The sequence below is a fragment of the Streptomyces sp. NPDC051963 genome (assembly GCF_044593495.1).
In the GTDB taxonomy this organism is placed as follows: Bacteria; Actinomycetota; Actinomycetes; order Streptomycetales; family Streptomycetaceae; genus Streptomyces.
This window is the reverse complement of record NZ_JBIUCC010000007.1, coordinates 543412-557352: the sequence shown is the minus strand read 5'-3', so window position 1 is coordinate 557352 and position 13941 is coordinate 543412. Positions and strand designations below refer to the sequence as shown.

The following is a 13941-nucleotide window of genomic DNA, read 5'->3' as shown; positions in this document are numbered from 1 at the left end:
CTACAGGGTCAATCGCCCTTATTGCGTACAACCAGGGCGCGAGGTCAGGCGTCCGCGAGGAGGCTCTCGTCCAGGAACTCCCGTACGTGGCCGAGAATCTGCGCTCGGTCCGTGCCGCGCAGCCCGATCGCCACATGGATGGAGAAGCCGTCGAGCAGGGCACGCAGACGGGCCGCGAAACGGTCCGGGTCGACCCGGCGGAACTCTCCCCTCGACACCCCCTCCGCCAGCAGGGCCACCAGGTCGCGGTGCCAGGCGCCCTCGATCGCGGCCTGGCGGTCGCGGGCGTCGTCGGCGGCGTTCTGCGAGCGGTTCCAGACCTCCAGCCAGAGGGTCCAGTGCGGATCGCGGTGCCCGTCGGGGACGTACAGGTCGACGTATGCGTCGAGGCGTTCACGGGCGGGCGCGGACCGGGTCAGCAGCCGGCCGCGCTCGGCGCCCAGCCTGCCCTCGCTCCACTCCAGGGTCTGGAGCAGCAGTTCGTCCTTGGAGTGGAAGTAGTAGAGGAGATGGCCGCTGCTCATCCCGACCTCGCGGCCGAGCGCCGCCATGGTGAGCTTCTCCAGACCGCGTTCGGCGATCATCTGCATGGCGGCGACGAGGACGTCTTCGCGCGGGGGCGCGTTCTTCCGGACGCCGGCCATCCACGACTCCTAGATTCTGGGCTGCTGCTGGGTGATGCAGTGGATGCCACCGCCACCGGCAAAGATCGTACGGGCGTCCACGAGCGTCACCGTCCGCTCCGGGAACAACCGGCGGAAGATCCCGGCCGCGATCTCGTCGCGCGGGTCGTCGAAGGCGCACAGGACGACGCCGCCGTTGCAGAGGTAGTGGTTGATGTAGGAGTAGTCGGCCCAGTGGCCGTCGGCCTCCAGGACGGTCGGCGCGGGGATCTCGACGACCTCCAGGCGCCGGCCGCACGCGTCCGTCTGCGCCTTCAGGAGGCCGATGACCTCCTTCGTGACCTCGTGGTCGGGGTGCGCCGGGTCCGGCTGGGAGTGTGCGACCACGACGCCCGGGCGGGCGAACGCGGCGACGATGTCGACATGGCCGAGGGTGCCGAAGCCGTACGGGGGATAGTCGCCGGTGAGTCCGCGGGGCAGCCAGATCGCCTTGCGGGTGCCGAGCCGGGCGTGGATCTCGGCCTCGACCTGTCCCTTCGTCCAGCCCGGATTGCGCTCGGGACCGAGCTGGACCGTCTCCGTCAGCAGGACCGTGCCCTCGCCGTCGACATGGATCGCACCGCCCTCGTTGACCAGCTTCGAGGCGTACGTCGCCACCGAACCCGCCAGGTCCGCCACCTGCGCGGCGATCTTCGCGTCGTGCTCCCAGCGGGCCCAGTCCTGGGCGCCCCAGCCGTTGAACGTCCAGTCGACGGCGGCGAGTTCACGCCCGTTGGTCAGGAAGGTCGGGCCGATGTCCCGCATCCAGGCGTCGTCGAGTTCGCGTTCGACGATCTCGATGCCGTCGCCGAGCAGGGACCGGTCGGCCTGTCCCGGGCCGCACACCACCGTCACCGGTTCGAATCGGCGGATCGTGCGCGCGACCGACGCCCAGGCCAGACGGGCCTCGGCGAGGTCGTCCGGGTCCTCGAAGGTCGGGTTGGGGCCCGGCCACGCCATCCAGGTGCGCTCGTGCGGGGCCCATTCGGCGGGCATTCGGAAGCCGTCGGCGGCAGCAGACATCGTTGATCCTCAAAGGAAGTACAGGCGGTTGAGGGAGACGGACTCGGCCGGCTCGGAGCGGACCGGGTCGCCGTCGAGGGTGACCAGGCCGGTGCGCTGGTCGACGTCGACGGTTCCGGTACGGGAGTTGAGGCGCAGGTCGGCGGGCCCGATTCCGCGTGTGCCGCGCACGGCGACCCGGCGGCGGCGCGTCGGCATCGAGTCGTCGCCCTGATCGAGGGCGGCCCGCGCGACGAAGGCCACCGAGAGGTCGGCGGGGGTCGCACCGTAGGCCCCGAACTGCGGTCCGAGGACGAGGGGTTCGCAGGTGTCGGTGGCCGCGTTGGGGTCGCCGACCACGCCGTACGCCGGGAAGCCCGCCTTCAGCACGAGCTGCGGCTTGGCCCCGAAGTACTCCGGCCGCCACAGCACGATGTCGGCGAGCTTGCCGGCCTCGATCGACCCGACCTCGTGGGATAGACCGTGGGCGATGGCCGGGTTGATGGTCAGCTTGGCCATGTAGCGCAGGACGCGTTCGTTGTCGTGGCCGTCGTCCGGGGCGCCGAACTCGGCCTTCATCTTCCCGGCCATCGCGAACGTACGGCGGACGGTCTCGCCCGCGCGGCCCATGCCCTGTGCGTCCGACGAGGTGATGCCGATCGCGCCCAGATCGTGCAGCACGTCCTCGGCGCCCATGGTCCCGGCGCGGATGCGGTCGCGGGCCATCGCCGCGTCGCCCGGCAGGTCGGTCTTCAGGTCGTGGACGGAGACGATCATGCCGTAGTGCTCGGCGACCGCGTCCCGGCCGAAGGGGAGGGTGGGGTTGGTGGAGGAGCCGATGACGTTCGCAACGCCCGCCATTTTCAGCACGTTCGGCACGTGTCCGCCGCCGCAGCCCTCGATGTGGAAGGCGTGGATGGTGCGGCCTTCGAGGACGCGCAGGGTGTCCTCCACCGACAGGCACTCGTTCAACCCGTCGCTGTGCAGGGCGAGTTGGACGTCCTGCTCTTCGGCGACCCGGAGCGCCGTGTCCAGGGCGCGCGTATGGGCGCCCATGTCCTCGTGCACCTTGAAACCACAGGCGCCGCCTTCGGCCAGGGCCTCCACCAAGGGCGCCTCGTGCGACGACGAACCCCGGCCCAGGAAACCGATGTTGACCGGCCAGGCGTCGAAGGCGTTGAAGGCGTGCTTCAGCGCCCAGGGCGAGTTGACCCCGACCCCCCACACCGGTCCGAACTCCTGCCCGATGACCGTCGTCACGCCGGACGCCAGCGACGCCTCCATGATCCGCGGCGACAGCAGATGGACGTGCGTGTCGACCGCGCCGGCGGTGGCGATGAGCCCCTCGCCGGACACGATGGACGTACCGGTGCCGACGACGACGTCGACTCCGTCGAGGGTGTCGGGGTTCCCGGCCCGCCCGATGGAGCAGATGCGCCCCTCCCGGATGCCGATGGAGACCTTCCGGATCCCCTGCACGGCGTCGATCACCACCACGTTGCTGATGACCACGTCACAGGTGTCGCGCACGGCGGCGGCCTTGAGGTGCAGCCCGTCGCGCGCGGTCTTGCCGAACCCGGCGAGGAACTCGTCGCCGTACTTCTGCGCGTCGGACTCGACACGGACGGTCAGTCCGGAGTCGCCGAGACGGATGCGGTCGCCGGCGCGGGGGCCGTGCGTGGCGGCGTACTCGTACGGATTCACAGCTCAGCTCCCAGATATCCGCAGGCAGCTGCCCTGCGCAGGGCCTCTTCCCGCGCCCCCGGCGCGTCCAGTGCCCCGTCGACGAGGCCCGCGAACCCGATGGCGATCCGGTCACCCCCGATGGGCACCAGCCCGACCTCGACGCTCTCCCCCGGCCCGAACCGCACCGACGACCCGGCTGGCACGGCGAGCCGCATCCCGTAGGCCTGTCTGCGTACGAAGTCGAGGCGCGGGTTGGCCTCGAAGAAGTGGAAGTGGGACGTCACGGAGACCGGCACGGTGGCGGTGTTGGTGACCCTCAGCCGTACGACGGCCTCGATCCCGGCGTGCTCGGGCCCCGGCAGCAGCGCACCGGGGGCGTCCTCCCCCAGACCGCCTCCGAGGGGATCCGAGACCACCGCGAGCCGCGAACCGTCGTCGAAGACGGCCTCGACATGCACCTCGGTGACCACGTCGGCGACGCCCGGCAGCACGTCGTCCGGACCCAGCACCGACCGGGCGCGCTCGATGGCCTCGGCGAGCCGGACGCCGTCCCGGGCCGCCTCGCAGACGGTGTCCGCGATGAGTGCGGTGGCCTCCGGCACATTGAGCCGGAGGCCTCGGGCGCGCCGTGCCCGGGCCAGCTCGGCGGCCCCGAAGAGCAGCAGCCGGTCGCGTTCGGTGGGGGTCAGCCGCATGTCGTTCCCTTCGTCTAGAGCACCACTCTAAACATGTCCGACCATGAACGGAAGCCTTGACGTTCTCGTTCCAGTGACAGACATTGAGTGCCGTTCTAAAAGCTGAGCACCCTGGAGGAGACGAGCCATGCCGATGGAACAGCGCGGAGTCGACACCGTCCCGGACGAGGAACGCACCAGTTCCCCCCGTGACCTCGTCTCGATCCTGCTCGGCTCGAATCTCTGCCTCGGCGTGATCGTCTTCGGCTGGCTACCGCCGTCCTTCGGCCTCGGCTGGTGGGCGTCGGTGAGCTCGATCGTCGCGGGCACGGTGCTCGGCACGCTGTTCACGGCCCCGCTGGCGCTGGTCTCCCTGCGCACCGGCACGAACCTCTCCACCTCCTCCGGCGCCCAGTTCGGCGTGCGCGGCCGCCTGGTCGGCTCGGTCGTCGGCCTCCTTCTCGCCCTCGGCTACACCACGCTGACCGTCTGGATCGGCGGCGATGTGACGGTCGGCGTCCTGGGCCGGCTGTTCGGGCTGCCGGCGAGCGGACTGTCGTACGGCGCCGTGTACGGGCTGCTGGCCGCGGCGACGGTGGCCGGCGCGGTCTACGGCTACCGCGTGCTCCTCGCCATGTCCCGCGTCCTCGCGATCGGCATGACGGCCCTGCTGGCGCTCGGTGTGCTCGCCTACGCCCCTCACTTCACGACGGGCGCCCTCCCGGAGACGGGCGGCTATCTGCTGGGCGGATTCTGGCCGACGTGGCTGCTGGCGACGGTGGCGGCGGGCCTGTCCGGGCCGGTCGCCTTCATCACCCTCCTCGGCGACTACACCCGCTACATCTCCCCGGCCCGCCACACCTCGCGCCGGGTCCTGCACGCGACCTGGCTGGGCCTCATGGCGGGCCTGCTGATCCCCCAGCTCTTCGGCACCTTCACGGCCTACGCCGCCCGCGCCGCCCTCGACTACGCGGGCCCGCTCGTCGACGCCTCCCCCGCCTGGTACCTGGTCCCCCTGCTACTGGCCGCCTCCGCGGGGTCGGTCGGCAACGCGGGCCTGATGCTCTACTCCATGGGCCTCGACCTGGACGCGATCCTGCCGCGCACCTCCCGCGCACGGGCGACCTGCGCGATGGCGGTCGTCGCCACGGTCTGCGTGTTCGTCGGGCACTACGCCTGGGACGCCCAGTCGGCGATGACGTCCTTCGTCCTGCTGCTGACGGCGATCGGCACACCCTGGGCGGTCATCACCCTCATCGGATACGTCCGCTGCGGCGGCACCTACGACCCGGAGTCCCTCCAGGTCTTCAACCGCCGTGCGCGGGGCGGCATTTACTGGTACCGGTCGGGCTGGAACGTCCCGGCGACCGTGTCCTGGGCGGCAGGCGCGCTGGCCGGTCTGCTGGCGCTGTCCCTGCCGTCGTACGAGGGCCCGCTGCTGGCGCTGACCGGCGGGGTCGACTGCAGCTTCCTGCTGTCGGGGCTGGTAGGAGGTGCGGCGTACGTGCTGTCGGCCCCGGGCTCCGTGTCAATGGAAACCGAGGCCGACTCCACAGCGCCGGCAGGTGAAAACAGCCCGTCCGGCGTTTGAGGACGAGGCCGTTCAGGCCGAAGCGGGGGTCTGGGGGCGGCAGCCCCCAGCGAGGCCCGCGCCAACGCCGCGTGCGCTACCCCAGGCGGTGCATCCACCCGTGCTGGTCCACGGCAGTGCCCCGCTGGACGTCCAGCAGGGCCCGACGCAGCTTCAGCGTGACCTCGCCCGGCTCGCCGCCCGACTGCTGCCACTCGACGCCCTCGCGCTTGACGGTGCCGACCGGGGTGATCACGGCCGCCGTACCGCAGGCGAAGACCTCGGTGAGGGTGCCGTTCTCGGCGTCGCGCTGCCACTGGTCGATGGAGACGCGGCCCTCCTCGGAGGTGTAGCCGAGGTCACGGGCGACGGTGAGCAGGGAGTCGCGGGTGACGCCCTCGAGGATGGAGCCGGTGAGTGCGGGGGTGACGATCTTGTCGCCGTACACGAAGTACAGGTTCATGCCGCCGAGTTCCTCGATCCACTTGTGCTCGACCGCGTCGAGGTAGCAGACCTGGTCACAGCCCTTGGCGGCGGCCTCGGCCTGGGCGAGCAGGGAGGCCGCGTAGTTGCCGCCCGTCTTGGCGTCGCCCATGCCACCGGGGACGGCGCGGACGCGGTCCTCGGAGAGCCAGATGGAGACCGGCTTGACGCCGCCCGGGAAGTAGGCGCCCGCGGGCGAGGCGATGACCAGGAAGAGGTACTCGCCGGCCGGCTTCACACCCAGGCCGACCTCGGTGGCGATCATGAACGGCCGCAGATAGAGGGACTCCTCGCCACCGTGCGCCGGCACCCACGCCTGGTCCTGCTTCACCAGCGCGTCGCACGCCTCGATGAAGGTCTCGACCGGCAGCTCCGGCATGCCGAGTCGGCGGGCGGACGCCTGGAAGCGCTTGGCGTTCTTGTCCGGGCGGAAGGTGGCGACGGATCCGTCGGGCTGGCGGTAGGCCTTCAGGCCCTCGAAGATCTCCTGCGCGTAGTGCAGGACCATGGTGGCCGGGTCGAGGGAGATCGGCGCGTACGGGACGAGCTGGCCGTCGTGCCAGCCGCGGCCCTCCGTCCACTTGATGACCACCATGTGGTCCGTGAAGTGGCGGCCGAACCCGGGGTTGACCAGGATCGCCTCGCGCTCCGCTGCGGAGAGTGGCGAGGCCGAGGGCTTGAGCTCGATCGTGGGCGTCGTCATGAGTTGTCCTTCACCGGTTTGTATGTGACGGGCCGCGCTCACGCCAGTACTGCCAGTGGCCAGTGCTAGGACGTCCGAGCATTCCCTCAAACCGCGGCTCCGCGTTCGATTATCGCAAGCGCGGGCCGTGGAAGAAATCGGCGTGAATGCGACCCAGGGGATGATGGTGGCACCCGGCGGGAACATAGAAAAGCCGCCGGGTATTCGAGACCCGGCGGCTTGGGGTGGCGCGGCGGGTCAGCCGGCTACTCGTACGGCCAGCGCGTCGCCGATCTCGGCGGTGCTGCGGGCGGGCTTGCCGGTGCGCTCGGCGAGGTCGACGGAGACCGCCTCGTCGATACGGGCGGCTTCGGCCTCGTAGCCGAGGTGACGCAGGAGCAGGGCGACGGACAGGACCGTGGCGGTGGGATCTGCCTTGCCCTGGCCGGCGATGTCCGGGGCCGAGCCGTGCACGGGCTCGAACATGGACGGGAAGTCACCGCTCGGGTTGATGTTCCCGCTCGCGGCTACGCCGATGCCGCCGGAGACGGCCGCGGCGAGGTCGGTGATGATGTCACCGAAGAGGTTGTCGGTGACGATCACGTCGAACCGCTCGGGCTGCGTGACCAGGTAGATGGTCGCCGCGTCCACGTGCATGTACTCGGTGGTGACCTCGGGGAACTCCTCGGCCACCTTGTTGAAGACGTTCGTCCACAGGTGACCCGCGAAGGTCAGCACGTTGTTCTTGTGGATCAGTGCGAGCTTCCTGCGCGGACGGGCCTGGGCGCGGGCGAACGCGTCACGCACCACACGCTCCACACCGAAGGCCGTGTTCACGGAGACCTCGGTGGCGACCTCGTGCTCGGTGCCCTTGCGGATGGTGCCGCCGTTGCCCGTGTACGGGCCTTCGGTGCCCTCGCGGACCACGACGAAGTCGATCTGCGGCTCACCGGCGAGCGGGGTGGCCACACCCGGGAGGAGCTTCGACGGACGCAGGTTGACGTGGTGGTCGAAGGCGAAGCGGAGCTTGAGCAGGAAGCCGCGCTCCAGGACACCGGACGGGACCGACGGGTCGCCGATGGCGCCGAGCAGGATGGCGTCGTGCTTCTGAAGGGCGTCGAGGTCGGCGTCGGTGAGGGTCTCACCCGTGGCGTGGTAGCGCTGGGCGCCGAAGTCGTACTCCTTCGTCTCCAGCTTCACATCCTGCGGAAGGACGGCGGAGAGGACCTTCAGGCCTTCGACCACGACTTCCTGGCCGATGCCGTCACCGGGAATCACTGCGAGATTGATGCTGCGAGACATATCGGCACCCTACCTCTCGTCCCATGGGATGACACACGACGTCCGGGATGCGGACACCCGGCCGACGGCAACACCACGGTGTCGGTTTCCGTTCACCCGTACGTATGGCGGGCGTTGGGCTTCGCTGGGAAGTTCACCACCATGGACCTTCCCGACTTCGGTATCCCGCAGCAGCTCGCGCGGCGGATGAGCATGGCCGAGCAGCACGAGTACCTGCGCACCAAGCTGTCCCGTCGCCGCACGCTGGTGACGGCGGGCGCGGTGGCGGGCGGACTGCTCACCGGATGTTCGGGATCGGGATCGGGGACGACCACCGCGAAGCCGTCCGCTTCCGCCACCACGAAGGTGCCCGGCTCCGTCGTCACCCCCTTCGGCCGCCATCTCGCCTTCGGCGCCGACCCGAAGACCCAGATGCGGATCTCCTGGCAGGTGCCGGCCGCGGTGAGGAAGCCGTACGTCCGGATCGGCACCCGGCCCGAGGAGCTGAGCCGGAAGATCGACGCCGAGGTGCGCGATCTGCACACCCCTGAACTCCAGGGCGTGCGCCCGGCGTTCGAGCAGTACTACGTGCACGCGGCCCTGGACGGCCTGCGCCCCGGCACGACGTACTACTACGGCGTCGGCCACGACGGCTTCGACCCGGCCTCCCCGGACCGCCGCTCGACCATCGGCTCCTTCCGTACGGCGCCGGCCGCCCCGGAGACGTTCGTCTTCACCGCCTTCGGCGACCAGGGCGTGGGCAAGGACGCGGCCGCCAACGACCATGTGCTGCTCCGCCAGAAACCGGCCTTCCACCTCCACGCCGGCGACATCTGCTACGCCGACACCAACGGCCGGGGCGAGGAGTCGGACTCCTTCGACCCCGGGCAGTGGGACGTGTTCCTCAAGCAGACGGAGACGGTGGCCAAGTCGGTGCCGTGGATGGTGACCACCGGCAACCACGACATGGAGGCGTGGTACTCGCCGGACGGCTACGGCGGCCAGTCGGCCCGCTTCTCCCTCCCGGACAACGGCTTCGACCCGCGCACGGCACCGGGCGTGTACGCGTTCACCTACGGCAACGTCGCTGTGGTGGCGCTGGACGCGAACGACGTGTCGTACGAGATCCCGGCCAACCTCGGTCACACGGACGGCAAGCAGACGAAGTGGCTGGAGAAGAAGTTGCGTGAGCTGCGGTCGGACCGGACGGTCGACTTCATCGTCGTCTTCTTCCATCACTGCGCGTACTCCACCTCGTCCCACGCCTCCGACGGCGGAGTGCGCGCCGAGTGGCTGCCGCTGTTCGCCGAGCACCAGGTGGACCTGGTGATCAACGGGCACAACCATGTGTACGAGCGGACGGACGCCATCAAGAACGGCGAGGTCGGCAAGCGGGTGCCGATCGGTGAGTCGACGGATCCGACGCGGGACGGGATCGTGTACGTCACCGCGGGCGGCGGCGGCAAGGATCTGTACGGCTTTCCGGTGGGCGCCGAGGAGAGCTACGAGGGGCACGTCCGCGACAGCGAGTCGGTCGTGACCTTCCAGTGGACCAGGTCACGGCTCGCGAAGACGGAGACGGTCCAGTGGTCGCGGGTGCGCTACCGGGGCTTCTCCTTCCTCTCGGTGGAGGCGGAGAGCGGCGCGACGCCACGACTGAAGGTGTCGGCGCTGGCGCAGAGCGGGGAGCGCATCGACCACTTCGAGGTGCGGCGCGGAGCGTAGGCACCGCACCGCACCTCGAACGGGCGCGGCTCCCGGCTATGCGGGGTGGTACAGCGCCCCGTAAGGGGCGCGGGGAACTGCGCGACCAGCCACGACGGACCCGCAGACGAAAGACCGGCCCATCGCGGCACTCAAAGCGAAGCGTTCAGTGGCCCGTCTCGCCGCCGTTGTCCCGGCGGTCGAGGGCGCGCTGGAGGGCTGCGGCGGCGTTTTTGCGGTCGGACTCGCTCGTGCGGGACACGTGGCGGACTCGGCGGCGGACGGTCGTCTCGGCCATGAGAAATCGACTCCTTCGTACATCCGGGAGTGCGGAAAGGGTTACGAGACGCCGGGTGGGGCGGGGAGCCATGGCCACAGGGGTTGCCTGCACGGGGCCCGGCTCACGTCCGCCATTCGCTTGATCGAGCGAGACGTTCGGCTCCTACAAAGTTAAGGGAGGACGGCGCTTCTGTCTCCACAATTACTCGGACTTCCTACTATCTGAGACGGCGGATCGGGTCACCCTGCGCTGACCTGGGCTTTCACCGCAGTAGGCAGGGAGTTCAGCGAACCGCCGTCGCCACCGCCTCCGCGAAGCCCTGCGGATCCTCCACCCACGGCAGATGGCCGGCGTCCGGCAGGATCACTCGGCGGACGTCGGGCAGGGCACGCTGCAGGGAGTCGACGGCCGAGCGCGGGCGGATGTCGCGCTTGCCGTCCACGATGAGCACGGGCAGCTCCAGGGCCCGGCAGGCGGCGTACAGCTCCGGAGTGCCCCAGGTCCGCTTGCGCTCGCCGTTGAGGGCCTTGTTGCACTCGGCGTTGATCCCGAACCAGGGGTCGGCCATCCGCCCGGCGTGCTCCGGCGCACGCTCGCGGTCCTCGAACTCGACGGACCACTGGAGCACCGCGCGTTCCCGGTCTCCCGCGGGCAACTCCCGCCAGCGGTCGAGTCGTTCGGGCCGTTCGGCCAGCCGGGCCAGGAGGTTCTCCTCGTAGGCGGCGTGCCAGTCGGAGTCGGGGCCGATGCCCGTACCGGAGACGTACACGAGCGCACTGACCCGCTCCGGGTGGGCCAGCGCATAGCTCAACGCCAGCTGCGCACCCCAGGAGTGGCCGAGCAGCGCCGTCCGCTCCAGCCCGAAGTGCCGTCGTACGGCGTCCAGATCGGCCACGAAACGGTCGGTCGTCCAGGGTCCCGCGCATCGCTCCGAGCGCCCGCAGCCGCGCTGGTCCCAGCGCACGACGCCGGCCGTGTCGGTGAGGGTCTCGGCCACGTCCTCGAACATGTCCCACAGCCCGGGCCCACCGTGGCACAGCACCAGCGGCTCGCCCCGGCCCGACCGGCTCGCCCACAGCCGTACGCCGTCGTCCGTCGTGACGGTCTCCATGGCAGTCAAGTGTGCCCCGCCCGCCCATGGAAACCGCCCCCGCTCCGGAGGGGGGATCCGGAACGGGGGCGGAGTTTTCGGCGGGGCGGTCAGCCCATGTGCGGGTACGGGTAGTCGGTCGGCGGGACGAGCGTCTCCTTGATGGCGCGGGTCAGCGTCCAGCGCATCAGGTTCTGCGGGGCCCCCGCCTTGTCGTTGGTGCCGGAGGCACGGCCGCCGCCGAAGGGCTGCTGGCCGACGACGGCGCCGGTCGACTTGTCGTTGATGTAGAAGTTGCCGGCCGCGTAGCGGAGCTTGTCCATCGTGTACGCGGCGGCCGCGCGGTCGCCCGAGACGACCGAGCCGGTGAGGGCGTAGTCGGACACCGACTCCATCTGGGTCAGCATCTCGTCGTACCGGTCGTCCTCGTAGACGTGCACGGCGAGGAACGGGCCGAAGTACTCGGTGGTGAAGACCTCGTTGGCCGGGTCCGTGCACTCGACGACCGTCGGGCGCACGAAGTAGCCGACCGAGTCGTCGTAGGAGCCGCCCGCGACGATCGTGCAGGTCGGGTCCTGCTTCGCCCGCTCGATCGCGGCCTTGTTCTTGGCGAAGGCGCGCTCGTCGATCACCGCGCCGATGAAGTTGGAGAGGTCGGTGACATCGCCCATGGTGATGTAGTCGACCTCCGCCGCGAACTCCTCCTTGAAGCCGGAGTTCCAGATCGACGCCGGGATGTACGCCCGGGAGGTCGCGGAGCACTTCTGGCCCTGGTACTCGAAGGCACCGCGGGTCAGGGCGGTCTTGAGGATCGCGGGGTCGGCGCTCGGGTGGGCGACCACGAAGTCCTTGCCGCCGGTCTCTCCGACCAGGCGCGGGTAGGAGCGGTACTTCTCGATGTTGGCGCCGACCGTCTTCCACAGGTACTGGAAGGTCTTGGTGGAGCCGGTGAAGTGGATGCCCGCGAGGTCGCGGTGCTCGAGAGCGACCTTGGAGACCTCGATGCCGTCACCGGTGACGAGGTTGATGACGCCCTTGGGCAGACCGGCCTCCTCCAGCAGCTGCATCAGCAGCACGGCGGCGTGGGTCTGCGTCGGGGACGGCTTCCAGACGACGACGTTGCCCATCAGCGCGGGCGCGGTGGGCAGGTTGCCGGCGATCGCCGTGAAGTTGAACGGCGTGATCGCGTAGACGAAGCCCTCCAGCGGGCGGTGGTCCAGCCGGTTCCAGACGCCCGTGGAGTTGGCCACCGGCTGCTCGGCCAGGATCTGGCGGGCGTAGGCGACGTTGAAGCGCCAGAAGTCGATCAGCTCGCAGGGCGTGTCGATCTCGGCCTGCTGGGCGGTCTTGGACTGGCCGAGCATGGTGGAGGCGGCCAGCGTCTCGCGCCACGGGCCGGACAGCAGCTCGGCGGCGCGCAGGATGATCGCGGCACGGTCGTCGAAGGACATCGCACGCCAGGCCGGGGCGGCGGCGAGGGCCGCGTCGATCGCGTCCTGGGCGTCCGCCTGCGTCGCGTTGCGGTAGGTACCGAGCACGGCCTTGTGGTTGTGCGGCTGCACGACCTGGAAGGCCTCGCCGCCGCCCAGCCGCTTCTCGCCGCCGATCGTCATCGGCAGGTCGACGGGGTTCTCGGCCAGCTCCTTCAGCCTGGCCTCCAGCCGGGCGCGCTCGGGCGAGCCGGGGGCGTAGCCGTGCACCGGCTCATTGACGGGGGTGGGGACCTGGGTCACAGCGTCCATGGGTTCCGTAACTCCTTGACTTGAGCGGTGTGGTTCAGCCCTTGGTGAGGATCGAGCGGCCGAAGAAGAGGAGGTTCGCCGGCTTCTCCGCGAGCCGCCTCATGAAGTAGCCGTACCAGTCGGTGCCGTAGGCGGTGTAGACGCGCATGCGGTGGCCTTCGGCGGCGAGCCGGAGGTGCTCGTCGCTGCGGATGCCGTACAGCATCTGGAACTCGTACTCGTCGGGCTTGCGCCCGGCGCGCCGGGCCAGCTCCTGGGCGACGGAGATCAGGCGCGGGTCGTGGGACCCGATCATCGGGTACCCGGTGCCCTCCATCAGAGTCCTCAGGATCCGGACGTACGCCTTGTCGATCTCGTGTTTCTGCTGGTAAGCGACTTCCGCGGGCTCCTTGTACGCGCCCTTCACCAGCCGTACGCGGCTGCCGTTCGCGGCGAGGCGGCGGGCGTCGGCCTCGGTGCGGAAGAGGTAGGCCTGGATGACGCAGCCGGTCTGCGGGAAGTCCTTCCGCAGCTCGTCGTGGATGGCGAACATCGAGTCGAGGGTGGTGTGGTCCTCGGCGTCCAGGGTGACGGTCGTGCCGATGGCGGCGGCGGCCTCGACGACCGGGCGGACGTTCTTCAGGGCCAGCTCATGACCGCCGTCCAGCGCCTGGCCGAACATGGAGAGCTTGACGGACATCTCGGCCCGCGTGCCCAGGTCCAGTTCCCTGAGCCGGTCGATCAGCGCCAGGTAGGCGTCGCGCGCGGCCTCGGCCTGCTCGGGGGTGGTGATGTCCTCGCCGACGACGTCCATGGTCAGCTCGAGACCCTTGGACGTGAGCTCCTGGACGATCGGCACGATCTCGTCGACCGTCTCGCCCGGGATGAAGCGGTCGACGACCTGCTTGGTCACCGGGGCCGCCGAGATCAGACGGCGCATCCGGTCGCTGCGCGACGCGGCAAGAATCACGGGACCCAGCACGGGGCACCTCCACAAACCAGCAGATAGAACCACCGTGAAACCTAAGGATCCCTCCGATCGTCGGCCATCGACAGCTGTCACGCATCCGTGCCGCAGATCTCAGACAGATGTATGAAGGGGCGCA

12 protein-coding genes are annotated in these 13941 nt (G+C 70.0%); 2 read left to right on the top strand and 10 right to left on the bottom strand.

The window, feature by feature from the left end; all coding sequences use genetic code 11:
• Window positions 1-44: 44 nt before the first annotated feature.
• The 4 genes from ACIHFB_RS30510 to ureA are packed head-to-tail and all read right to left on the bottom strand — an operon-like array spanning window position 45 to window position 4045.
• Window positions 45-644 (bottom strand): TetR/AcrR family transcriptional regulator, encoded by a 600-nt coding sequence (locus ACIHFB_RS30510; protein WP_365287055.1) that lies wholly within the window; start codon window positions 642-644, stop codon window positions 45-47.
• Window positions 645-653: 9 nt separating this feature from the next.
• Window positions 654-1685 (bottom strand): agmatine/peptidylarginine deiminase, encoded by a 1032-nt coding sequence (locus ACIHFB_RS30505; protein ID WP_400128661.1) that lies wholly within the window; start codon window positions 1683-1685, stop codon window positions 654-656.
• Window positions 1686-1694: 9 nt separating this feature from the next.
• Entirely contained in the window at window positions 1695-3368 is a 1674-nt protein-coding gene (locus ACIHFB_RS30500) for an urease subunit alpha (protein ID WP_400128660.1), read from the bottom strand.
• On the bottom strand, window positions 3365-4045 hold the full coding sequence (ureA, locus tag ACIHFB_RS30495; protein WP_400128659.1) for an urease subunit gamma: 681 nt from the start codon (window positions 4043-4045) through the stop codon (window positions 3365-3367). The genes ACIHFB_RS30500 and ureA overlap by 4 nt, the downstream gene beginning before the upstream one ends.
• A gap of 127 nt (window positions 4046-4172) precedes the next feature.
• On the opposite strand from ureA, the gene ACIHFB_RS30490 reads away from it, so the two are divergent.
• Complete coding sequence (locus ACIHFB_RS30490; RefSeq protein WP_400128658.1) at window positions 4173-5615, top strand: cytosine permease; 1443 nt, start codon at window positions 4173-4175, stop codon at window positions 5613-5615.
• A gap of 76 nt (window positions 5616-5691) precedes the next feature.
• On the opposite strand, the gene ACIHFB_RS30485 is transcribed toward ACIHFB_RS30490, so the two are convergent.
• A complete protein-coding gene (locus tag ACIHFB_RS30485; protein ID WP_365287045.1) occupies window positions 5692-6780 on the bottom strand; it encodes a branched-chain amino acid aminotransferase in 1089 nt (362 codons plus the stop codon).
• Between the two features lie 237 nt (window positions 6781-7017).
• Complete coding sequence (locus ACIHFB_RS30480; protein WP_365287043.1) at window positions 7018-8061, bottom strand: 3-isopropylmalate dehydrogenase; 1044 nt, start codon at window positions 8059-8061, stop codon at window positions 7018-7020.
• A gap of 141 nt (window positions 8062-8202) precedes the next feature.
• On the opposite strand from ACIHFB_RS30480, the gene ACIHFB_RS30475 reads away from it, so the two are divergent.
• Window positions 8203-9765, top strand: a complete 1563-nt coding sequence (locus ACIHFB_RS30475; protein ID WP_400128657.1) for a purple acid phosphatase family protein — start codon at window positions 8203-8205, stop codon at window positions 9763-9765.
• 145 nt (window positions 9766-9910) lie between these two features.
• Here the strand turns inward: ACIHFB_RS30475 and ACIHFB_RS30470 are convergent, their stop codons facing one another.
• From ACIHFB_RS30470 to ACIHFB_RS30455, 4 genes are all read right to left on the bottom strand, one after another.
• Entirely contained in the window at window positions 9911-10042 is a 132-nt protein-coding gene (locus ACIHFB_RS30470; RefSeq protein ID WP_015493350.1) for a hypothetical protein, read from the bottom strand.
• A 265-nt stretch (window positions 10043-10307) separates the two neighbouring features.
• Window positions 10308-11135, bottom strand: coding sequence for an alpha/beta fold hydrolase (locus ACIHFB_RS30465; protein ID WP_400128656.1), 828 nt, complete (start codon window positions 11133-11135; stop codon window positions 10308-10310).
• 89 nt (window positions 11136-11224) lie between these two features.
• Window positions 11225-12856: an L-glutamate gamma-semialdehyde dehydrogenase gene (gene pruA / locus ACIHFB_RS30460; protein WP_400128655.1), complete on the bottom strand. Its 1632-nt coding sequence runs from the start codon at window positions 12854-12856 to the stop codon at window positions 11225-11227.
• Between the two features lie 34 nt (window positions 12857-12890).
• Entirely contained in the window at window positions 12891-13817 is a 927-nt protein-coding gene (locus tag ACIHFB_RS30455; protein ID WP_400128654.1) for a proline dehydrogenase family protein, read from the bottom strand.
• Window positions 13818-13941: the final 124 nt, after the last annotated feature.